General features: G+C 50.7%; 18 protein-coding genes and 1 rRNA gene. 11 read left to right on the plus strand and 8 right to left on the minus strand.

Annotated elements, in window-relative coordinates:
* Positions 1-14: 14 nt before the first annotated feature.
* The 3 genes from J6J34_RS11710 to J6J34_RS11720 all read left to right on the plus strand — a co-directional run bounded on the left by J6J34_RS11710 (position 15) and on the right by J6J34_RS11720 (position 2,838).
* Positions 15-287, plus strand: a complete 273-nt coding sequence (locus J6J34_RS11710; protein ID WP_301721666.1) for an oxidative damage protection protein — start codon at positions 15-17, stop codon at positions 285-287.
* A 188-nt stretch (positions 288-475) separates the two neighbouring features.
* Positions 476-1,588, plus strand: coding sequence for a glutamate 5-kinase (gene proB, locus J6J34_RS11715; RefSeq protein ID WP_301899069.1), 1,113 nt, complete (start codon positions 476-478; stop codon positions 1,586-1,588).
* Positions 1,585-2,838, plus strand: a complete 1,254-nt coding sequence (locus J6J34_RS11720) for a glutamate-5-semialdehyde dehydrogenase (protein WP_301899070.1) — start codon at positions 1,585-1,587, stop codon at positions 2,836-2,838. Before proB ends, J6J34_RS11720 begins: the two co-directional genes overlap by 4 nt.
* A gap of 8 nt (positions 2,839-2,846) precedes the next feature.
* Here the strand turns inward: J6J34_RS11720 and waaA are convergent, their stop codons facing one another.
* Both waaA and J6J34_RS11730 read right to left on the minus strand, forming a co-directional pair.
* Positions 2,847-4,907: a lipid IV(A) 3-deoxy-D-manno-octulosonic acid transferase gene (gene waaA / locus J6J34_RS11725; protein WP_301899071.1), complete on the minus strand. Its 2,061-nt coding sequence runs from the start codon at positions 4,905-4,907 to the stop codon at positions 2,847-2,849.
* 5 nt (positions 4,908-4,912) lie between these two features.
* The gene (locus J6J34_RS11730) at positions 4,913-5,653 is read right to left on the minus strand and encodes a glycosyltransferase family protein (RefSeq protein ID WP_301899072.1); all 741 of its coding nucleotides are present in this window, start codon (positions 5,651-5,653) and stop codon (positions 4,913-4,915) included.
* Between the two features lie 156 nt (positions 5,654-5,809).
* Here J6J34_RS11730 and J6J34_RS11735 point away from each other — a divergent pair, with 156 nt between their 5' ends.
* A complete protein-coding gene (locus J6J34_RS11735; protein WP_301899073.1) occupies positions 5,810-7,411 on the plus strand; it encodes a cryptochrome/photolyase family protein in 1,602 nt (533 codons plus the stop codon).
* Between the two features lie 50 nt (positions 7,412-7,461).
* Here J6J34_RS11735 and J6J34_RS11740 read toward each other — a convergent pair whose 3' ends face one another.
* Positions 7,462-9,261, minus strand: a complete 1,800-nt coding sequence (locus tag J6J34_RS11740) for a DEAD/DEAH box helicase (RefSeq protein ID WP_301899074.1) — start codon at positions 9,259-9,261, stop codon at positions 7,462-7,464.
* 279 nt (positions 9,262-9,540) lie between these two features.
* On the opposite strand from J6J34_RS11740, the gene J6J34_RS11745 reads away from it, so the two are divergent.
* The 3 genes from J6J34_RS11745 to trxA are packed head-to-tail and all read left to right on the plus strand — an operon-like array spanning position 9,541 to position 13,276.
* Positions 9,541-10,998, plus strand: coding sequence for an NAD-dependent succinate-semialdehyde dehydrogenase (locus J6J34_RS11745; protein ID WP_301899075.1), 1,458 nt, complete (start codon positions 9,541-9,543; stop codon positions 10,996-10,998).
* Positions 10,999-11,022: 24 nt separating this feature from the next.
* Positions 11,023-12,390, plus strand: coding sequence for an aldehyde dehydrogenase family protein (locus J6J34_RS11750; RefSeq protein WP_418055289.1), 1,368 nt, complete (start codon positions 11,023-11,025; stop codon positions 12,388-12,390).
* A gap of 37 nt (positions 12,391-12,427) precedes the next feature.
* Complete coding sequence (trxA, locus tag J6J34_RS11755; RefSeq protein WP_301774010.1) at positions 12,428-13,276, plus strand: thioredoxin; 849 nt, start codon at positions 12,428-12,430, stop codon at positions 13,274-13,276.
* On the opposite strand, the gene alkB is transcribed toward trxA, so the two are convergent.
* On the minus strand, positions 13,273-13,923 hold the full coding sequence (alkB, locus tag J6J34_RS11760) for a DNA oxidative demethylase AlkB (protein WP_301774009.1): 651 nt from the start codon (positions 13,921-13,923) through the stop codon (positions 13,273-13,275). The genes trxA and alkB overlap by 4 nt on opposite strands.
* 126 nt (positions 13,924-14,049) lie before the next feature.
* Here alkB and J6J34_RS11765 point away from each other — a divergent pair, with 126 nt between their 5' ends.
* The 4 genes from J6J34_RS11765 (at position 14,050) to nspC (ending at position 19,839) form a co-directional block, all read left to right on the plus strand.
* A complete protein-coding gene (locus J6J34_RS11765) occupies positions 14,050-15,468 on the plus strand; it encodes a sodium-dependent transporter (protein ID WP_301721650.1) in 1,419 nt (472 codons plus the stop codon).
* 22 nt (positions 15,469-15,490) lie between these two features.
* Positions 15,491-17,416, plus strand: coding sequence for a GNAT family N-acetyltransferase (locus J6J34_RS11770; protein WP_301899077.1), 1,926 nt, complete (start codon positions 15,491-15,493; stop codon positions 17,414-17,416).
* Positions 17,417-17,498: 82 nt separating this feature from the next.
* Positions 17,499-18,698, plus strand: a complete 1,200-nt coding sequence (locus J6J34_RS11775; RefSeq protein ID WP_301721647.1) for a saccharopine dehydrogenase family protein — start codon at positions 17,499-17,501, stop codon at positions 18,696-18,698.
* Positions 18,699-18,702: 4 nt separating this feature from the next.
* Positions 18,703-19,839, plus strand: a complete 1,137-nt coding sequence (nspC, locus tag J6J34_RS11780; protein ID WP_301899080.1) for a carboxynorspermidine decarboxylase — start codon at positions 18,703-18,705, stop codon at positions 19,837-19,839.
* Between the two features lie 80 nt (positions 19,840-19,919).
* Here nspC and J6J34_RS11785 read toward each other — a convergent pair whose 3' ends face one another.
* The 4 genes from J6J34_RS11785 to rrf all read right to left on the minus strand — a co-directional run bounded on the left by J6J34_RS11785 (position 19,920) and on the right by rrf (position 22,928).
* Complete coding sequence (locus J6J34_RS11785) at positions 19,920-20,675, minus strand: type III pantothenate kinase (protein ID WP_301721645.1); 756 nt, start codon at positions 20,673-20,675, stop codon at positions 19,920-19,922.
* Positions 20,665-21,648 carry a bifunctional biotin--[acetyl-CoA-carboxylase] ligase/biotin operon repressor BirA gene (birA, locus tag J6J34_RS11790; RefSeq protein WP_301721644.1) on the minus strand — a complete coding sequence of 328 codons (984 nt, stop codon included), beginning with the start codon at positions 21,646-21,648 and terminating at the stop codon, positions 20,665-20,667. The genes J6J34_RS11785 and birA overlap by 11 nt, the downstream gene beginning before the upstream one ends.
* Positions 21,645-22,646 (minus strand): UDP-N-acetylmuramate dehydrogenase, encoded by a 1,002-nt coding sequence (gene murB / locus J6J34_RS11795; protein ID WP_301899078.1) that lies wholly within the window; start codon positions 22,644-22,646, stop codon positions 21,645-21,647. The genes birA and murB overlap by 4 nt, the downstream gene beginning before the upstream one ends.
* A gap of 167 nt (positions 22,647-22,813) precedes the next feature.
* Positions 22,814-22,928: ribosomal RNA gene (rrf, locus tag J6J34_RS11800) — 5S ribosomal RNA — on the minus strand.
* Between the last annotated feature and the right edge of the window lie 4 nt (positions 22,929-22,932).

Raw genomic sequence — 22,932 nt, forward strand, 5'->3', positions numbered from 1 at the left:
CGAGCGAGGTAATCATGAGTCGTACTGTATATTGCCAATATTTGAAAAAAGAAGCGGAAGGCTTGGATTTTCAAATGTACCCCGGTGAATTGGGGCAGAAAATTTTCGAAAACATCTCCAAAGAAGCTTGGGCTGAGTGGCAGAAAAAGCAAACTATGCTGATTAATGAGAAACGCCTGAATCTGATGGATCCGGACTCACGTAACTTTCTTGAGGAACAGATGAAAGCCTTTCTTTTTGAGGGGCAAGACATCGAAATTGAAGGTTATACCCCGCCCGGCCAATAAATTCCTTGCTAGCCCCATACTTTTGGGGCTTTTTTTTACCCGCCCTCCACCTTTCTGAGCGTTTTTTGAGCGCTATTTCTCAAATTTTACTAAACTATGATCAACATAGGCAGCAGTTATAGTACGAAGCTAGAGAAACCCTAACGATTCTGTTAGACTACGAACGAATTTTTCAAGAGGGAGCCACTATGAAAATGCCTTCCTGGCAGCGTGCTGTTGTAAAAGTAGGCAGTGCTTTGATTGCGCCAGACGATACAGGAACGAGCAGTAAATATTTATTAGCCATTGCCCGTTTTATTATTGAATGTCATGAACGCGGGCAAGAAGTTGTCTTAGTATCATCCGGCAGTGCTGCTGCTGGACGTAAGCACATTACCTTCGACGGCGAGACAATCCCCGTCACGGTGAAAAAAGCAATGGCAGCCGTCGGTCAAACCGATATGATGGCGAATTGGTCACGCTTTTTTGACTTTCCTTGTGCTCAGGTACTGATGACCCACGGTGACCTGCGCGACCGAGCGCGGTACGTGAGTATCCGTAACACCTTACATACATTGTTAGAACACGATGTATTGCCGATCGTGAACGAAAACGATGCCCTGGCAACCGATGAGATGAAGGTCGGTGACAACGACAATCTCGCTGCCATGGTGGCAACATTGGTCGATGCCGATGCACTGTTTATTTGCTCTGACATCGATGGCTTATTCGATGCTGATCCGCGGGTTAAACCTGATGCGAAAAAAATTCCAGTGGTCGACACGATCACCGAAGAAATTTTTGCACTGGCAGGCGGAACCACTAATAAAATTGCCACAGGCGGTATGCGCACTAAGATTGAGGCTGCTGAGAAAGCGACCTCGCACGGCATAGATACCTATATCGTCAACGGCCGCAAAGGGGATACCTTTGAGCGTCTGTTGCAAGGCGAAAATCCGGGAACCTTGTTTAGCCGGCAACAGGATCCAATGACCAATAAGAAGCACTGGCTGCGTCACACCCTGGTTTCTCAGGGCGAGATTGTGGTCGATGCTGAAACGGCGAAGAGCGTCGTCGACGGTCAGTCCCTTACCACCATGGGAATTGTTGATATTCAGGGCGATTTCAACCGTGGCGATGCGGTGGTCATCCGTAGCGGTGATAATGCCGAAGCTGTTGCCAAAGGTATTTGTCAGTACAGCTCGCACGAACTGATCCATATCAAGGGCCAGGAAGTCAGCGACATCGCAAAACAATACGGGTACAGCCCAATCACCGAAGTTATCCAAAGTAACGACTTAATGATTCTGGAGGATGAATGAGTAACTCCGTAGCACAAGATATTTCTAAACGCGCTGCCGTCGCAGCGCGCGCAGTCGCAACGCTAAGTGAAGCAGAAAAGAACAAGGTTCTGCAGAGCATGGCTGATAGCATTCGCAAGCATCAGGACAAGATCCTTGCCGTCAACGAGAAAGACATGCAGGCCGGCCGCGACAAGCAGCTTTCTGATTCAATGCTGGATCGGTTGCAATTGAACCCAGAGCGTATCGAGGGTATGGCAACGGCAATCGAAGAGATTATTCAGTTGCAGGACCCGGTAGGCGAACGCAAGCCGTTCAATACCCGCCCGAATGGTATTGTTGTTGAAAAAATGCGCATCCCGCTTGGCGTGATTTGTATGATTTACGAAGCTCGGCCAAACGTTACCGCTGACGCTGGAGCACTTTGCTTCAAGTCAGGTAATGCCGTCATTCTGCGTTGTGGACGCGAAGCAATCGAAAGCAGTAAAGCCATTGCTGACGCCTTGCATGAAGCGCTGCGTGCGAATGGCCTGCCAGAAGATGTGATCACTGTGGTACCGACGCCTGACCGCGACCTGATGCTGCAGCTGTTGCAGCAAGACGACTACATTGATCTCGTCATTCCACGCGGCGGCGAAGGCTTGATTCACTTTGTCAGCGATAACAGCAAAATTCCGGTCATCCAGCACTACAAGGGTGTTTGCCATCTCTACGTCGATAAAGACGCTGATCTGGACAAAGCTTTAGCGCTGTTATTGAACGGTAAAACTCAACGAACTGGCGTCTGTAATGCGCTTGAAGGTCTGTTAGTCCATAACGACATCGCTGCTGAATTCCTGCCAAAAGTAGCGCAGGCGCTGCAAGATAAAGGCGTGAAGATCCATAGTGACAAAGCCTCTGCTGAGTACTTTGCTGATGCCGACGTCATCGCTGATTATGCTTTTGGTGAAGAGTACCTGGCGTTAGAAATCGCAGTGCGTACGGTCGCCGATTATGATGGCGCCATCGAGCATATTCAGAATTTTGGCAGCGGCCACACAGAAGTCATCGCGACCGAAAACGAAGTTACTGCGCAACGTTTCATTCGTGAAGTCGACTCTGCGGTAACCATGTGGAATGCGTCATCACGATTCAGTGACGGTGGTCAGTTAGGCTTAGGCGCTGAGATTGGTATTTCCACCAGTAAGCTTCACGCATACGGTCCTATGGGACTGCAAGCGCTTACGACAGAAAAATTTGTGGTGACAGGTACCGGTCAAATTCGTGACTAAAAGCGACCTTATGTATCGGGTTTAGCTTCATAACCCGTAATGAGAAGGGGCCAGTCGCGTTCTTCCTGCCAATGGAAGTCGCGATTGGCCTCTTTTGCTTTAGCTGCCTCTTTCAGCAGACTGCGTAGTAATCGCGCCAGATTGTCTTGTTGCCATTCCCCTGCCTCACGAAAACCACACTTATCAAAATCAACCAGCCATACTTTGTCGTCAGCATCGAGCATGATGTTGTGACAGTTCAGATCAGAGTGGTAAACACCAGCCTCATGAAAGCGGCGAATAACAGCACCTATGCTGTGCCATTCATCATGGTTTAGCGGACGCTCGCCAAGCACTTTAAAGACGTCCTGTGCCTGGGGAATAATCTCGACTAAAATGTCTGCCCGATACCCCCACAATGGCGCCCTTTCATAGCGCGCCGCCAGCGGTTTTGGCACCGGCAGACCAGCTTCCCGCAGGCGTTGCAATAGTTCAAATTCAGCCATCGCGCGGCTTTTAGCAATGGGCTCGCGAGCAAAACGGTCTTTGTTCACTTTGCCCACTAAGCCGCCGCGGTAATAATGACGAAGTAACATGCCTGGTTCGCCAAACTCAATAAACCAGGCTGTACTTCGGCCCGTCGCAGCGCCTTTTATCTTATGCTGCTGTTGCCAGTATTCCGCACTGAAAAACTCATCTGAGAAGGTTTTAAAAACAGAGTTATCAAACCAGATCTCCAACTTGTCGGAGGGTTTTAAGGTAGTGATAGTTTTCATACTGGTGAACTCCATAGCATCAGTTTCTGAAGGCCGCTTGATAGGTGGTGACTGATGTTTAAAGATAGCGTGAATATCATTGAGCATGGCTGCTGTAGCGCCCTGATCCTGAGCAAACTCCCGAGCTGCAGCTCGTTGCATGGTAAAGCGTAAGTTCGCATCATTAAGTAAGCTCAGCCATTGCCGCGCCAGCTGCAGGTCATCGGCGGCCCAGCACACGCCTTCAGCCGCGTTCAGGCGATCAAATATATCCTGGAAATTAAATACATGAGGCCCGGAAACAATGGGCGTATGGGTGGCAATCGGCTCCAGAGGATTGTGTCCGCCACGAGTGATCAAACTTCCTCCGACAAAGGCAACATCGGCGGTTGCGTACCATAGCATCAACTCACCCATACTATCCCCCAGCCAGACCTGTGTCGCTGAGTCTGGTTGGTCACCAGCACTGCGCCGAACCAGCAACAATTCAGCCGCTGCAATCTGTTCCGCGACTGCGTCAAAACGCTCAGGGTGGCGCGGGACCAAAATTAGCAAGGCTGCAGGGATTTTCGCTAAAACTTTTTTAAATGCCTGCAACACCAGCTCGTCTTCACCATTGTGCGTGCTGGCTGCCAATAACACAGGCCGCTCAAGCTGTTGCTTTAATAAAGTAGCCTCTGCCAACAAATTAGCCGATACCTGGCTATCAAACTTCAGGTTTCCGCGCACCGCAATGCGATCCGCTGCCACCCCAAGATTTACGAAGCGCTCCGCGCTACTTTGGTTCTGCGCCGCAATCCAGCTTAACTGCTGCCAGACAGGACCAATCAGCCAACTGTATTTATGGTAGGAGCGTTGCGATTTTGCCGACATACGGGCATTGAGTAAAACCACCGGAACCTTGTGCTGCTTCGCGCGTTGTAAAAAGCACGGCCAGACTTCCGTTTCCAGCAGCAACACAGCTCTTGGTGCCAACTTGGTAAACAGGCGGCGCATCGCACCGGGGGTATCGATCGGAAGATAAAGGTGGTGAACACGGTCACCAAAGGCAGACTGCGCCAGCGCGGCGGCGGTTGGCGTCATCGACGATAAAGTTACCGGAAGGTGGGGGTAGCTATGCAGAACTTGTTCGATCAGCTGGCGAGCTGCCACCGTCTCCCCTACAGATACGCAGTGGATCAGAATTCCCTGCCGCGCATTCGCGGGAATAGACTGTAAAGCCAGGCGCTCGCTCCAGCGTTGACGATAAGCCGGAGCTTTGCGGCCGCGTAGCCACAGATAAATAAAAATCAGTGGCAGACTGAGGCGTATGAGCAGACGATAAGAAACCGTCATCGCATTTAACGCCAGTATTCTTTAATCCAGGTCGTTGGAAGAACCTTGCGGTACCACTTACCGCTACGCCCTGCCACTGCATCGTCCGGATGCGGACGGCCGTGGAAAATAATCACTTTCGCCCCGTCAGGGATGCGCGGCTGTTGGAAGAAACTTAGCGGGAAGGGCCGCAAGCAATGACGTTTGAAACTGCGGCACCACTCGGCTGGCCAGTATTTGAGCTTACCCTGACGGTCAACAAACTGAGTAATAAACTCTTGCTCATTCCGGACATTCTTACGCGATCCAACCGGATCATTCTTTAAATGTTCAAGAGCGTCGACATGAGCGCCTATGTTGAAGCGAAACACCGAGGTATTGCCTGTTGCATCGGACTTATCCCATTCTTTGATGACCAGAAATTCCCCCTCCGGCTCAAAGAATTCGTCCAGACTGCCAACAATCACGATATCCAGATCGAGAAATAGTGTCTGCCCTTCGAGATCATACAGCGGTTTGGCAAAGCAAGTTAACTTCAACCATCCATGACCAAAGGTCCAGGGCTTGCGCTGGTCAAAATCTTCAAAACCTACCTCAGGGATGGGTTTAACTTCGACTTCGTCACGAATACCATCGGCATCGTCGGTCAAACAGACAAAGCGGAACGGCCGCGATAAATTACGGCTTACCATTGAGTAAAGTGTATTGACGTAATCAGCGCCGTATTTTTGGCCCCATTTGATACAAATAACGTTAACTGGCTGCATTCTTATCCCTGCCTGTAAGACTCGCTTATGAATGTGCGCATAATGCCAAATTCTGCATGCGGTGGCTATATTTCGCGTTATAAAACCCGATCTTTTCCTGAACCTGCTGCGTAGTTCTTGGCTAAGCTTAGTACACATCGAACCACCCGGGACGCCATGACTCAACTTCATTCGAATTGCTTCACCAGTTTGTCCGAGCTACCCACCAATGACTATGCAGAAATTGCGTTAATCCTTGGCGATCAGCTTAATGCCAGTCACAGCTGGTACCACCAGAAATCTAAACGACGCTTGTTTGTTATGTTCGAAATGCGCCAGGAAACCGACTACTGTCGCCACCATATTCAAAAAGTGGTGGGCTTTTTTGCTGCGATGCGAAACTTTGCCAGCGCCTTGGCAAAAGCGGGTCACAACGTGCTCTATCTCACTTTGGACCACAGCGATAACAAACAATCCCTGACGGATAATCTTGCCGCGGTCGCTAAGCACTGCAACAGCAAGGAAATTTTACTGCAACAGCCCGATGAATACCGTCTGAATAAGCAGTTCGATGAATGGCAAGCGCCAGACTCGTGCTCATTAACCTGGCACGACAGTGAGCACTTCCTTACTGAGCGGAACGTCCTGAATCAATGGTTTGGTGACAAAGACAACTATCTCATGGAACATTTCTACCGCCGCGTCCGCAAGCAAACCGGTTACCTTATGGGAGACGGCAAACCTGTCGGTGGCAAATGGAACTACGACAAAGAAAACCGCAAATCCCTCAAAGCATCGGCAGAACTGCCCGAGCCGTTGCTGTTCGCGCACGATGTCAGCGCACTTGTTGAGCTACTTGAGCAAGAAGGTGTTGATACCTTTGGTCATATTGACCCTAACAACTTCATCTGGCCGGTCCAACGCAGCGAAGCTAAGCAGCTATTGAGTTACTTTACTGAACACCTGCTGTCGCGCTTCGGAGATTATCAAGACGCTATGCTTGAGGGGCACTGGGCTCTTTACCATGCCCGCATCTCCTTTGCGCTGAACACCAAAATGCTCAGCCCTAAGCAAGTTGTGGAAGCCGCGTTATCTGCCTGGCAAGCGAACCCCGATGACATTTCACTGAATCAGATTGAAGGGTTTATCCGGCAAATCATTGGTTGGCGTGAGTTTGTGCGCGCAATTTACTGGCACTTTATGCCGGCTTATGCAGACAGTAACTTTCTGGAGCATGAGCGTCCCCTGCCTGACTTCTACTGGACTGGGAAAACCCAAATGAACTGCCTGCAGCATAGCATCACTCAGTCACTAGACTATGCGTACGCGCACCATATTCAGCGGCTCATGGTCACCGGCAATTTCGCACTGCTGGCCGGTTGCGCTCCAGATGCTGTGGATGCCTGGTATCTGGGGGTCTACATTGATGCGATTGAGTGGGTCGAGCTTCCCAATACGCGGGCGATGAGTCAATTTGCAGACGGGGGTAAGTTAGCAACCAAACCTTATGTGTCCAGTGGCAGTTACATTAATAAGATGTCCAACTATTGTAAGTCCTGTCATTACGATGTGCAGACCAAGGTTGGTGACGGCGCTTGCCCTTTTAATCTCTTGTACTGGCATTTTATTGACCGTCATCAGCAGCGCTTTGCCAATAATTCACGAATGGCTTTGATTTTAAGTCAGTGGCGAAAAAGAGACGAGAGGGAAAAGAAGGAGATTCTAGAGCAGGCGGAGAGCTTTCTGGCAAACCTGGGAAATTCGCCGCAGCAAGATTAAAAAAGGGAGCTACTGGAGCTCCCTTTTTGGCTAGTGCTTATTATACCGGCTTATTGAAAGCGACGGCTGCGACGTTCACCACGGGGCTGGCGTTCGTTGCGGGCAAAACTTTTCGGTGCTGGACGTCCACCAGGCTTGTGCGCACGAGGCGCGATAGCCTGATCGGCAGCTAACTCCATACCCATCTGTTGCTGACGGACACGGGCGCGCTGCAGAATGCGTAACACGCCTGTTGGCAAGCCTTTCGGTAACTCAACCAGACTGTGGTTTTCAAATAATTGGATTTGCCCGATATACTTGCTGTCCATTTCCGCTTCGTTGGCAATAGCACCCACGATATCTTGTGGACGAGCACCGTGATCACGGCCGACCTGAATCCGATAAGTATCAAATTCAACGTTTGCATCGCGACGATCACGAGTATTTGCGCGTTTCTCTGGACGCTTACGGTCACCACGGTCATTGCGGTCAGCGCGCTCAGGACGCTCGGCGAATTTCTTCGGCGCCGGATCAGCTGAGACAATCAACGGACGCTGCTGTTGTTGCTGTGCTAACAACGCTACTGCGATTTGGCTTGCCGTTAATTCTGTCTGCTCTTGCATCTTTTCGATGATCGCAGTCAGTTCATCCATACCGCCTTTTTCAACCTGTGCAACGATTTTCTGTTGCAAAGAAGCTTGGCGATGAGCACTCAAATCGCTTGCACTTGGCACTTCGAAAAACTCAATGGTGCTGCTCGTTAACCGCTCGTAATGGCGCAACAAATGTTTCTCGCGCGGGCGGAAAAACAAGATTGCCTCGCCACTGCGACCGGCACGGCCGGTACGGCCGATGCGGTGGACATAAGATTCAGTGTCACCAGGTAAGTCATAATTCACCACGTGGGTGATTTCTGGTACGTCTAGTCCACGCGCAACAACGTCGGTAGCGACGAGAATTTCAATACGACCACTACGCAACTGATTCACCGTCTGCTCACGTTGCGCCTGATTAAGATCGCCGCTCAATGGCGATGCTTTGAAGCCGGCAGCCTGCAACTGCTCAGTAACTTCCATCGTATCATTACGAGTGCGGACGAAAATCAACACGCGTTGATAATCCATGGTTTCAAGCAGGCGTGTCAGTGCCATCATCTTGGTGATACCACGAACTTGCCATGCACGTTGACGAATCGTAGATTTCGCCACGTTTTTAGCTTCAATTTTAATCGAAACAGGTTGTTCGCCTTCGCTGGTCACCAGGAAGGTTTTTGCAAGCTTACGGATTGCATTCGGCATCGTCGCTGAGAACAAGGTCCGTTGCGATGTATTTGGCACAGCACCCATGATGGCTTCGATATCATCGATGAAGCCCATGTTTAGCATTTCGTCTGCTTCATCCAAAACGGCCATACGCAGTGCGTCTAATTTCAATACGCCTTTTTTCAGCATATCGAGCAAACGACCCGGAGTACCGACGATCACTTGCGCGCCAGTACGTAGCGCTTTGATCTGTGGTCCAAATGCAGCGCCACCGTAGACAGTTGCGACTTCAAGACCTCGCATTTGTTTGCCAAATTCGGTAATAGCTTCTGCTACCTGAATCGCCAATTCGCGAGTTGGTGCAACAACCAACATTTGGGTTTGACGTACTTTTGGATCGACTAAAGTCAAGCCAGGCAAGCCAAAGGCCGCAGTTTTACCGGTACCGGTCTGCGCTTCGCCTAAAACATTCTTACCTTCAAGTAAGGCTGGAATGGCTTGAATTTGAATAGGAGTTGGTGTTGTAAAGCCCATGCTTTCGACTTGTTTAAGCACAGCACTTGGTAGGCCAAAATCGCTGAACGATTGGCCAGTCATTAAATCAGACATTTGTATCTCACATCATTTCTGTAAAGCATAAAGGGGGTATAGGTACGCCCAGCTACAGAACACGATGAACACTCTGGCAGGAAGATTAGGCGCTGAACCCCAGCGTAGTCAGGGGTTGAGCCGCTCCCATCATTAGCGGTAATGACCCTGAGGTTGCGGACTATACGTGAATCACTACCTAATTACAAGCTAAACTAGCGTTGCATGTGAACCACTTAGGCAACATACTCATAGGAGAGTTATAAGTTTTTACTACTTGCCAACAACAAGGGGAAAATTATGACATCCCACAGCATGCGTTCACTTACGAAGACCAATGCATTCATCGATGGCCACTGGGTGCCTGTGGAACAGCGTTTTGCCGTTACCAACCCGGCCACTGGTGAAGTCGTTGCCGAAGTTGCTGATGCTGATGCAACGCTGACTGAACGGGCCGTTGAGGCAGCCAAAAATGCCCTGCCCGGCTGGCGCAAGAAGACGCCCCACGAGCGTGCCGAATTATTGCGTCGGTGGTTTAACTCGATGCTAAGTAACAAACAAGCCCTGGCCGAGTTAATGTGCGCCGAGCAAGGCAAGCCCGTCGCGGAAGCCGCGGCTGAAATTGAATACGGCGCCAGCTTTGTTGAGTGGTTTGCGGCTGAAGCTGAGCGCAGTTACGGCGACGTGCTCCCACTGCAGAGCCCGGATAAGCGCGTTTGGATCACCAAACAAGGGGTAGGCGTCTGTGCCGCGATAACTCCCTGGAACTTTCCAAACGCCATGATCACCCGAAAAGTCGCGCCAGCGCTGGCAGCTGGCTGCACTATGGTGGTAAAACCACCACAATTAACACCACTTTCCGCACTGGCTATCGCGCAGCTCGCCAGCGAGGTGGGGATCCCTGACGGCGTCATCAATATCGTACCTAGCACTGACGCCAAATCGATTGGCGGAGTTCTCACCGAACATCCAGACGTGCGTAAGTTTAGTTTCACTGGCTCAACGGCGGTCGGTAAGAAACTGATGCAGCAATGCGCCAGCACCGTGAAGAAAGTATCTTTTGAGCTCGGTGGCAATGCTCCGTTTATCGTATTTGACGATGCCGACATTGAGCTTGCAGTCGAGCAACTTTTAATCTGCAAATTCCGTAACGCAGGCCAGACCTGTATCAGTGCCAACCGTATTCTGGTACAGGAGAAAGTCTTAGATAAATTCGTCAACACCCTGAAATCCGAAATGGAAAAGCTCAAAGTTGCCCCAGGTACTGCAGATGAAGTCGATTATGGCCCGCTGATTGACCAAGATGCCATCGATAAGGTCAAACGACTGGTTGCCGATGCCAGAGAGCAAGGTGCTAAATGTTTAACCGGCGGCAAGGTTCTGGACGAGGTTGGCGAGTTATTCTATGCCCCTACCCTGTTAACCGGAGTGACCTCAACCATGGACATCGCTCAGGAAGAGATATTTGGCCCCGTGGTTGCAGTTCAGACCTTCGACACCGAAGAAGAAGGCATCCGCAAAGCCAATGCCACGCCCTTTGGTCTGGCTGGCTACTTTTGTGCCGAAGACTATCGCCGTATCGAGCGGGTCAGTAGTGAACTGGAGTGTGGCATGCTCGGCATAAATGCCGGCGCCATCTCGCACGCGTATAACGCCTTCGGTGGTGTTAAAGAGTCAGGTATTGGTCGCGAAGGCTCGCGTTACGGCCTCGCCGAATACCAAGAAACCAAAACCCTTACTTTAGGTGGTTTTGCTTAAGGAGTACGACCTGTGTCAGAACAAATGGAGCTTAGCAACTTAATGCAACGCCTGCGCCATACCTATGTGAGCGGACTGACGCGTTCTCACGCGTGGCGTATGACGCAGCTGAAACAGCTCGCGTTAATGCTGGAAACACATGAAGCTGAGCTTCTCGAGGCGTTACATTCTGATCTGGGTAAAAGCCAGGCAGAAGGCTGGCTGACGGAGCTGGGTTATTTGACCAGTGATATTGAACATACCTGCAAGCGGCTACGGAAGTGGATGCAACCAACCCGCGTAAGTCAGCCACTGATGGCCTGGCCGGGCAAAAGCTTTTTGCAGCCCGAGCCGCTGGGGGTGGTGCTTATCATAGGTGCCTGGAATTACCCGCTACAATTGCTGCTAAGCCCATTGATTGCTGCTCTGGCAGCCGGTAATTGTGTCGTGCTGAAACCGTCAGAACTTGCCCCAGCGACGGCGTCACTCATGGCGCGATTGTTGCCCGACTATTTAGCTAATGAAGCAGTTCAGGTGGTTAATGGCGGTGCTGACACTGCGCAAGCGCTTTTGCAGCAGCGTTTTGACCACATCATGTACACCGGGGGTGGTCGAGTCGGACGTATTGTCATGAAAGCCGCCGCCGAACATTTAACACCAGTAACGCTGGAGTTGGGAGGAAAGAGCCCGGCGGTGGTGCTGGCGGATGCTGATATCAAAACAGCGGCCCGCCGTATTGCCTGGGGAAAGTGGCTGAACGCAGGACAAACCTGTATCGCTCCAGATTATGTGCTGGTCGATGAAAGCGTCAAAGCACCTTTTCTTGAGGCGCTACGAGAAGCGATTGAGTCCTTTTTTGGGGACGATGCAGCAGATGCTGACGACTATGGAATGATTGTCAATGAGCAACACTGGCAACGACTGGTCGATTACCTTGACCAGGGTACGCTTTATTATGGCGGTGAGTTTGACCGTCAGGCGCGTTACATTGAACCCACCATAATGACCGAGGTCGCCACCGACAGCCCCGTCATGCAGGAGGAGATTTTCGGCCCGCTACTCCCGGTGCTGACGGTGCCAAACCTTGCCAGTGCCATCGAATTTATTCGTGATCGTGATAAGCCACTGGCACTTTATGGTTTCAGCGGCTCGACACGCAGCCTACAGCAGTTAACGGAGCAAACCCACGCGGGGAACCAATGCAATAATGACACGCTGATGTTTATGCTGAATCCGAAGCTTCCCTTCGGCGGCGTAGGTCCTAGTGGCATGGGTCGCTATCATGGCAAATTTGGATTTGATACCTTTAGCCATCAGAAATCGGTAATGCAACGGCCATTTTGGTTCGATCCGAATTTCCGGTATCCTCCCTATACTTCGTTTAAGCAAAAGCTTTTACGCTGGTTTAGTTAGTTCAACATACAAACTTAATGAGTAAGAAGGAATAAGTGTGGCAAACACAGGTATCACGGTAACGCTCGAGAACTTCCAACAAGTGATTCTGGAGGGCTCTCAATCCAAACTGATTATTGTCGATTTTTGGGCTGACTGGTGTGAGCCGTGTAAGCAGCTCATGCCGGTATTGGAAAAACTTGCCGCCGAATACAGTGACCGTGTCACTTTGGCTAAAATCGATTGTGACGAACAGCAGCAACTTGCCGCCCAATTTGGCATTCGCAGCTTGCCGACCGTCGCGTTTTTCAAAGAGGGTCAGCCCGTGGATGGCTTTGCCGGTGTTGAGCCCGAAAGTGCTATCCGTGCGCGGATTGAACAACATATACCTGGCCCTGGCGAGGACTTACTAAAGCATGCCCGGGAGTTACTCGAGCAAGAACAATTTGACGAGGCTTATGCGCTTGCCAAACAGGCCTATGACCTGCAGCCAGAAGACACCCAGGCGCAACTGACTTTAGCTGATGCAGCCTGCAGCCTTGGCCGAATCGAGCAAACGGAGTCATTGCTAGATGGAATTCGACTCGCTGATCAGGACAGCTATTTCCAGCAGGTACAGAGTAAATTACAGCTGGCAAAGCAAGCGGCGGACAGTCCGGAGCTGCGAGCCCTGCAGCAGCAGGTAAAGGAACAACCGGATAATCTCGAACTGGCACTGGAATTAGCGACCAGCTTATATCAGGCGAAGCGTATGGAAGAGGCGTTGGAGGTTTGCTTTTCCGTACTCAAACGAGATTTCAACTTTCCAGAAGCCAGACAACAAGCGCTGGATATGCTCAATGGCCTACCAAAAGGCGATCCTTTGGCCGCCCGTTACCGCCGTTTACTCTATAGCATGATGTATTAAGAGCCGGCTCGGCGCAGCGTAAGGTTTATGCGCTGCGCGCCAAGCTGCGGATGGTGGCCATCCGCTAATTTGGCAATTCCATGATAGCGCAAGCGATCAACACCACCCCAGACCACTACGTCACCATGCCGCAGCTCGATACGAGACGGACGATCCGAACGTTGCAAACCTCCCCATAAAAAACGCGCCGGTAAACCAAGTGACACCGATACTATGGGATGCTCAAAGGAGTATTCATCACGGTCTTGATGAAGTCCCATCTGCGTGCCTGGCTGGTAACGATTGATCAGGCAAGCGTCAGCAATAAACTCAGAAAAGCCCACGTGTGCAGCGGCATTTTTCGCTAATCCAATCACCGCAGCAGGTAACTCTGGCCAAGGCTTTTCCGTCAAAGGATCTGTCCCTACGTAACGGTATCCCTGCTTATCACTATGCCACCCCCAGCTTCCGCTATTTGTGGTTTGCACCGACATCGCTCGTCCACCAGGCGTCTGCAGGCGACGCCACAAGGCTTGGCTCGTTATAGTATCAATTGCCTTAAGCAGCTGCCTTTCCCAGGGTAAGGCATAGCCGCGTAACAGCGCGCTCTGCTCACCAAGAGAAATGATCTCAGGGCTTCCGTTTGTCGAGAATAAATCGTGTTGCATCGTATCTATGTGTTGCTGGTGCTTGCCGCATTCTACGGCATACGCTAGGATTGAGCGAATGTTCGTCGAGGTTTCCTTATGCCTCGCTAAGCTATGTCTATAATAACTATAAATAAAGGTCCCCCTATGAGTACATCTCGCGAGCATTTTAGCTCGAAAATTGGCTTCATACTGGCTGCGGCAGGTTCTGCCGTAGGTATTGGCAACCTCGTTGGTTTCCCAGTTGCAGCAACGAAAAACGGCGGCGGTGCATTTCTTATCATCTATGCACTTTTTGTCGCTTTTATTTGTCTGCCAATCATGCTCGCGGAAATGGGACTGGGCCGCCGTACTCAGCATAGCCCTTATAGCGCTTACGCCGAACTTGGTAAGAATGCTATTCAGTGGCGTCTCGCCGGGTGGTTCGCAACCATAACGCCGTTTATGATTGCAGTCTTCTATATGGTCATTACCGTGTGGATCTTCGGTTATCTGTTTCAGACCTTGTCGGGTAATTTGGAAGTCATAGCGCAACCCGAGTACTTTGGACATTTCGTTAACGACTATTCGTTTGTCGGTTACTTAATCGCCGTCACCCTGATCATCAACTTTATTCTGGTAGGTGGTGTCCGTAAGGGTATTGAACGCGCATCCAAAATTCTGATGCCAACGTTGTTTTTAATGCTCATCTTACTGGTCATCTTCGTACTGACATTGGATAACGCCATGGCAGGGGTCGAATTCTATCTGGTTCCTGATTTCAGCAAAATTGATGGTAGTGTGATTAACGGTGCCCTCGCCCAAGCATTCTTCTCGTTGTCGTTAGGTATGGGGATTCTCATTACCTATGGCTCCTATTTCCGCCGCAATGACGATATCGTGACCTCTGGTAAGCTGGTCGCTATTACCGACACGGCAGTAGCTTTTACCGCCGGCTTAATGACATTACCTGCAATTTTTGCCATCTATCCAGATACCAACCCAGAGTCCTTAAGTGACTCATCGGTATCAATGATTTTCTCGTTCTTCCCGCAAATTTTCATGCAGTTGTCAGACATTATAGGTTACGGTTTTGCCACAGTCGCAGCTTCCGTCTTCTTTTTGCTCGCCTTTGTTGCCGCTATCACTTCATTAGTGTCTATTATCGAAGTGCCGACCTCATCCTTTATGGAGAAGCGCAACGTGTCACGCAGTACGGCGCTATTGGTTATGGGCATTGCCATCACTATTCTGACCTTACTGGCAGCCACGTCCTTTGGTCTGGTGCCCTGGGTGAGCCACGTGATTACCTACGCCGGGATAGATAAGTCACTGTTCGATGTCATTGTCGACGTCTTTTACGAAACCATCTTGCCATTAAACGGTCTGTTGATTTGTCTCTTTGTCCGCTTCCGCTGGAAGCGTGAGAACTTCGCGGCTGAACTTGGCGAAGGTAACAGTAACTACGCAACCAGCTTTCTGCACAAATATGTCAACTTTGCGATCGGTACCTTTATCCCGTTAATTCTCGCTCTCGTATTTGCCAATACGGTAGCAGCGAAGTTCTTTGGTGTGGCTTTGTTGTAAGCTGCTTACACGTCATCACGACATGTCACTGCAAGCTTCATTAGCACTCGTCAGACACCATTTGAAAACAGCACGGCAACGTGCTGTTTTCATTTTTAGCCCAGACCATGATCATGAGCGTGCACAGCTTCGTGATAAGCTGCTGGAACTCACTCCCAACGCCCTGCACTTCAGTGATACAACAGCTGACACTAAAGCCATTCACCGTTACCGCGATGTACTGGGTCAGACTTATGACGCAGTGCTGCTTGACTACCAGCAGCTTATTCATGCTGATGCCCTTGCGGCAGTCACCGGCACCATCAGGGGTGGCGGTATTTTGTGGGTGATTTTACCGGCGGGCTCATCAGCATTTAAACAGCGGCTGTTACAATCTGCCGAAGAGATCGGTCTGGTTCGACACGTCGGCCACTGGCAACACCTGCCTGATCATCTCGCTGCCGTTAGTCAGACGCACCTGCCTGCGTCTGCTGCACCAGACTTACCCTCTGCCAGTCAGGCTCAGGTCATTAGTCAAATGACCAAATACAAATTAGCGACACATCTCTTGCTCGCCGACCGTGGGCGCGGCAAAAGTACGACTTTGGGCCTGGCGATTAAAGCAGCGGGTTACAGCTCAGCAAAGCCGATTCTGGTGACCGCGCCGCAGCCACAGGCTGCGGCTACACTCTTAAAACATGCTGCCGGCGGGGCACGGTTTCGGGCATGGGATCGACTACTTAAAGATAGTTCTGAGTTCGGCGCCAAGCTCGTTATCGATGAAGCCGCGGCTATTCCGTTACATATTCTCAAGCAACTGCAGCAGCATTTCCGTGTCTGGGCCATCGCGACTACCGTCGACGGTTATGAAGGCTGTGGTAAAGGCTTTGCCCTGCGGTTTCTAACCTGGCTCAAACAAAGCTGCGAGTGTCAGCAACACCAGCTCACCGAGCCGCTCCGTTGGAGCACTGCTGACGCAGTAGAGGCATGGCTCAATCAAGTGCTGATGCTCAAACTCGCACCCTTAAAAAAACCGCAAGCAACATCAGGCCAAGTCCGCTGGCATTATGTTCATGCCAGTGAGCTTAGCAATGCACTCCTACAGCAGGTGATGACGCTACTCCTTGAAGCGCATTATCAAAGCAGTCCAAACGATCTGCGGTTATTACTCGATGACCCCGCTCAGCACCTCGGTTTATTACTGGCAGATGAGCTGGTTATAGGTGTCTGCTGGGTGGCGCAGGAAGGTCCTATCGAATTGGAGCTACAACAACCTGTTTTGCGCGGTGAGCGTCGGCTTAAGGGGCAGCTTCTGCCGCAAGCGGTAGGATTTTACCGGCAACAACCCGATTGTCTTGCGTGGCGCTGGCTGCGCATTGTCCGCATTGCCACGCACCCCGAACTGCGCCGCCAGGGGATTGGCCGGCGCATGCTTACAGCGCTCTATCAACATGCACAGACACAGAACATAGATGCGTTAGGTACCAGTTTTGGCATCACGCCCGCAGTTGAAGCTTTTTGGCAAACATCAGGGCTGGTGGAAATCCGCCGTGGCCAGAAAAAGAATATGGCCAGTGGCGCGGTCAGTGCGATCTGGGCGCAGGGGCTGACCACGGCAAGCTGTTCGCTGATCAAAGCGTTACAACAGTTACAGGAAGCCGAACTATGCTGGCAGCGCGGCCAAACTGTGCCACTGAACCTTAATATCGACACTACCGTTGTTCCCATTCTGCGTGGTTTTGCGCAAGGGTATTTACCGCTGTCGAACGCGCGCTTTGCCTGGTGGTATATACTGCGGCAGCAAGCTGCACATTCAGTTCTGGCAGCCCAACCCCGGGCGCTATTTGACCCGACTATTGATAGTGCGGCGTTGACGCAAATCAACCACGCTAACAGCCGCGCCGAATTTGAGAATCAGCTACGAGAAATCGTTGGTCAGTATCTGCACTACGGCCCCACCAAAGGTTAAGTCGGGATGCTGTTTTTGCAAAAATATGCTATCTTTCAGCCTTTAAGTCACCCGTAAATGGAACCAAAGAAAGGGTCTCTACATGTCACGAGTATTAGTTATTGGCGCCGGCGGTGTAGCCGGAGTCGTTGTCAAAAAATGTGCAATGCTACCAGAGTATTTTTCTGAAATTCACCTGGCCAGTCGTACCGTTTCGAAATGCGAAGCCTTGCAACAGGAAGTGGGTAAAGATCGCGTGGTCGGTGTTTACCAGGTTGATGCCGACAATGCTGGTGAGGTGGCAAAACTAATCCGTGAGGTTGAGCCAGCGCTGGTAATTAATGTTGCTCTTCCTTATCAGGACCTGCCAATCATGGATGCTTGTTTAGAAACCGGCGTTCACTACCTGGATACGGCCAACTACGAGCCTAAAGACGAAGCCAAATTCGAATACTCCTGGCAGTGGGCCTACCATGAGCGTTTCAAAGAGAAAGGCATCATGGCACTACTTGGCGCCGGCTTTGATCCAGGCGTGACCAACGTGTTTACTGCATACGCTGCAAAACATTATTTTGATGAAATTCATTATCTGGATATTGTCGATTGTAATGGCGGAGACCATGGTCAGGCCTTTGCGACCAACTTCAATCCGGAAATTAATATTCGCGAGATTACCCAACGAGGCAAATACTGGGAAAACGGGGAGTGGCTTGAGACTGACCCGATCAGTGTGCGCGAAGATCTCGACTATCCGGGTGTCGGTGTCCGCGCTTCTTATTTGTTGTTCCATGAAGAGCTGGAGTCACTGGTAAAACATTTCCCAAGTCTCAAACGCGCGCGATTCTGGATGACCTTTGGTGATCAGTACCTGACGCATTTACGCGTATTGGAAAATGTCGGTATGACCTCGATTGAGCCAGTTGAGTTTCAGGGACAGAAAATTGTACCTCTGGAGTTTTTGAAAGCAGTATTGCCAAACCCAGGCTCGTTAGCCGAAGGTTACACTGGACGCACCTGTATCGGTACTTATGTCACTGGCATCAAAGATGGTGAAGAGAAAACTATCTTCATTTTCAATAACTGTGACCACGCCGCCTGTAACGCAGAAGTAGGTGCGCAAGCCGTATCCTACACCACTGGTGTACCAGCGATGATCGGTGCTTCCATGATGCTGCAAGAGCACTGGATGAAACCTGGAGTCTGGAACATGGAACAATTTGACCCGGATGAGTTCATGGAGCGTCTGAACAAGTACGGTCTGCCATGGCAGGTGGTCGAATGTGAATCACCATTTAAGCGCTAATATGATGACAGAATCCTATTTATCTGACGCTATCCCATCGCCTTGTTACGTCTGTAACGAGGCGCTGCTGGAACAAAACCTGCAATTAATGGAGCGGGTGCAGCGCGAAAGTGGTGCACACATCATTCTTGCCTTAAAAGGTTTTTCGATGTGGAGTACCTTCCCTTTGATCCGCAAGTACCTGGTGGGATGTACCGCCAGTTCAGTGTGGGAAGCAAAACTCGCCGCTGAGGAGTTTGGCCGCGAAGTCCACGCTTACGCACCAGGTTACAAAACGTCTGAAATGGACGCCTTGTTACCGCTGGTCAACCATATCTCATTTAATAGTTTGAACCAGTGGCAAACCTTTAAAGATCAGGTTCTCGAAGCGGGCGTTTCCCCGGGATTACGGGTGAATCCGGAACATCAGGAAGCAGAGACTGAGTTGTACGATCCCAGTGCTCCCGGCTCACGCTTAGGGATCCGTGCGGCTGACCTGCAAGGAGCCGATCTGGAAGGAATCGAGGGCTTGCACGTCCATAACTTGTGCGAGTGCGACTCTTTCGCCCTGGAGCGCACGCTTAAAGCTGTTGAAGAAAAGTTTGGTGACCTGCTGCATAAGATGAAATGGTTGAATCTGGGCGGCGGTCATCTGATGACCCGCGCTGGCTATGATGTCGACCATTTGATCAAACAACTTAAGCGTTTGCGCGAGACGTATGACCTTGATGTGATTCTTGAACCTGGTTCTGCCGTAGCTTGGCAAACCGGTCCTCTTATCGCCGAGGTCATTGATATTGTAGAGAATGATGGTCCAATCGCGATCCTGGATATCTCCGCTACAGCACATATGCCTGACGTGCTGGAGATGCCCTATCGCCCGGCAATCACCGGTGCCCGCGAACCTGGTGTTCTCAAGCACACCTACAAGCTTGGTGGGAACTCGTGTCTTGCCGGAGATGTCATTGGTTTGTACAGTTTTGACGAACCGCTGCGTCCGGGTAGCCGCATTATTTTCGAAGATATGATGCATTACACCATGGTCAAAACGACATTCTTCAACGGTGTTGAGCACCCGCACATAGGTATTCTGCGCCGGGATGATAACTTTGATCTGGTGCGCAGCTTCACCTACGAGGACTTTCGCTCACGCTTGTCCTGAGGCTTAGGCTTTAATTTAGTCATCGGTACCTGTGATGCACGAGCATCACAGGTACTTCAGCTTACCGCCAATCCCTGACGTTAAATTCCTGACTGCTCCCGCGCGTACAATGCCAGACCTTGCAGTACTAATTCACTGCGCAGTTCGCCTTTACGCTTCAACTCGACAGGCAGTAACGGTGTCGAACCGCCACTAAAGAGCAGCCGGTAATCAAACCAGTCCAGCTCGGTTTCAGTTACGTGCAAGGCCTGCCGAACAATACCGGCAAACATATTTACGCAGCCGTCCAGCAAACCGTCAGGGGTACTCGTGCCAAGCTGATTCACTCGGCCCCATATTTTCTGAGTATCAGTGAATACACGGGGCGCTCGGTCGGTAACCGCCTTTTGCATCATATCTACGCCAGGCGCGATCCAGCCGCCTAAGTGCTGGCCTTGGTCATCAATCCAGTCAACGGTAATGGCGGTACCTGCGTCGATGATTAACGTCGGCTTTTTATTTTCATTGTACGCTCCCAGCAGAGCGAGCCAGCGATCTACACCAAGATGCGTAGGTTCACTGTAGGCGTTAGAAACACCAAACTTATGCGCCTCAGAAGTTACTGGATAAACTTGCGCCTGTCCGCATTGTGACTTCATCCATTCGTTCAGCAACGATTGCTGCGCCGCACCGCCGACCAGAGCAAGCCATACGGAAGCCACAGGAGCCTGCAGATGGGTCTCACGAAGCTCTTCGTAGGAGAGATTAAAAAGCGGCTCTAAATGGCCGTCGGCGTCCATTTGCGCCGCTTTGACTCGGGTATTCCCTGCATCAATCAGTAATTTATTAGGATTCATAGCGTAAACTTACTTCTCCCGCGTGAAAACGCTTTACTTCACCGGCGACTTCGACCAGCAAGGCGCCATCTTCTGAGATGCCCTTGGCCACTCCTGAAATGTATTTTTCGCCAAACTGGATGCGCACCGCGCGCTCCTGTAGTTTATCGAAGCTGCTCCAACGTTCGATAAAAGGGGCAAGTCCCTCGACATCATAAGCCTGCAAAGCAGTGCGCAGCTTATTCAGCAGTTTAGCTACCAGTTGATTACGCTCCACCCGGCCATTTAGCTCAGTTTCGACATCCGTCCAGGGCTGGTCAATCGGGGCATCAAGCCAATCCGGCATGCGCAGATTAATACCTATACCAATAATCGCATGCGCTGAATCTGTCGCCTGCCCTTCAAGCTCGATCAGGATGCCAGCTATTTTCTTACCGCCAACCAGGATGTCATTGGGCCACTTCAGTTGCACCCCTTCCATACCATCTTCGGCAAGAGTTTCAGCTAATGCGGTACCAATAGCAACGCTAAGGCCCATTGCACCGGACATGCCATGCTCGAGAGGCCAGTACATACTCAAATAAAGGTTAGAAGCAAAGGGCGAGTACCAAGCTTTACCGCGTCGTCCCCGACCAGCCGTTTGCGCTTCTGCCAGTACAGCGTAACCCGCATTCAGTTCCTTGTTTTCCCGTAAGCGCTCACGCAAGACATCATTGCTGGACGTGACCACACGTTCCACTTCTATGTTCGCCACAGGAGCTTTGAGTTCCCGGGTGATAATGTCTTCATCCAAAAGCTCTACAGCCTTCGCCAGTCGGTAGCCTTTGCCGGTCACCCGGAACACATCGACACCTAACCCCTGAATATCTTTTATGTATTGGCTGATGGCGGTACGGGTAACACCAATCTCATCGCCAATGGTCTGACCGGAATGGAACTCGCCGTCGGCGAGTAATTCGATCACTTTTATCACCCGTTCATTGCGTTTACTCATGCGTTGATAAGTTCCTTTTCACCCATGATCCTGACCTCAATCTCCAATTCGATGGCAAACCTCGTCTTGACCCGGCTTGTGATTTCCTTTGCCAGGGTAAGCAGCTCCTCACCTGAAGCCTCACCTTTATTAACCAACACCAAAGCTTGCTTATCGTGAACCGCGACACCACCGCAACTGAAACCTTTCAGGCCCAGCTGATCGATCAACCAGCCAGCTGCGACTTTAACCTGCATATCATCTACTGGGTAATACGGCATGTCCGGGAACCGCTCCAGCAATCCCTGTAACTGCTGCCGGGGAATAACGGGATTTTTAAAAAAGCTGCCAGCGTTTGGTAATACTTTGGGGTTTGGTAATTTACTGTTCCGTATGGCCACCACTGCCTTCATGATCGTCTTCGCCGAGGCATCACCAGGCACGCTGGATAAAGCTCCGTAGCTAAGCTGAGCGCGCCAGTTTTTACTAAGCGAAAAGTTGACATGCGTAATCACATAACGTCCCGCATGCTGTTTAAACAAACTATCACGATACGCAAAGCAGCACTGCTTCTGGCTGAACAGAACAAACTCGTGTTGTTCCCTATCCCAGGCCTCCACTGTGCGGATAAACTCCGACACCTCGACCCCATAAGCGCCAATATTCTGCACCGGTGCTGCGCCAACACTCCCCGGTATCAACGCAAGATTTTCCAGCCCTGGCATGTCTGCATCTAAGGTTTTTATCACTAAATCATGCCAGTTTTCGCCTGCGCCAACCCTAAGCTCGAAACTGTTTTCCGTTTCCGAGCATTCGTAGCCTTTGATCCCAACCTTCAATACCGTTCGGCTAAAGTCGGTCGTGAAAATAGTATTACTGCCTTCACCAAGTACATAGTAGTTATCAGCAAGCGACGGCAGATCCTCTGCCGCAGTTAATTCAACCACAGCATCTGCCTGATAAGGTAATTTAAATGTATGCAGGTCTTTTAAAGAGACGAACTTATGAATCTTTGTCATAAAGGCATTCTAAACCAGCGAGTAGCTTTAGGGAATGAGCGAACAGTAAATGCAACATCAAGAACTTAGCAAAACTCTTAAAATGCTGGGTTCTCCATCATTAGCTATAAAAAGGCGGGCATAAAAAAAGCCCCCAGCGTTAGCTGAGGGCTTTCTTCTTAATTAAAGCCTGGCGGTGTCCTACTCTCACATGGGGAAGCCCCACACTACCATCGGCGCTGAAGCGTTTCACTACTGAGTTCGGAATGGATCAGGTGGTTCCACTTCGCTATTGCCGCCAGGCATA

The sequence above is a fragment of the Pseudidiomarina terrestris genome (assembly GCF_030466405.1).
Taxonomy (GTDB): domain Bacteria; phylum Pseudomonadota; class Gammaproteobacteria; order Enterobacterales; family Alteromonadaceae; genus Pseudidiomarina; species Pseudidiomarina terrestris.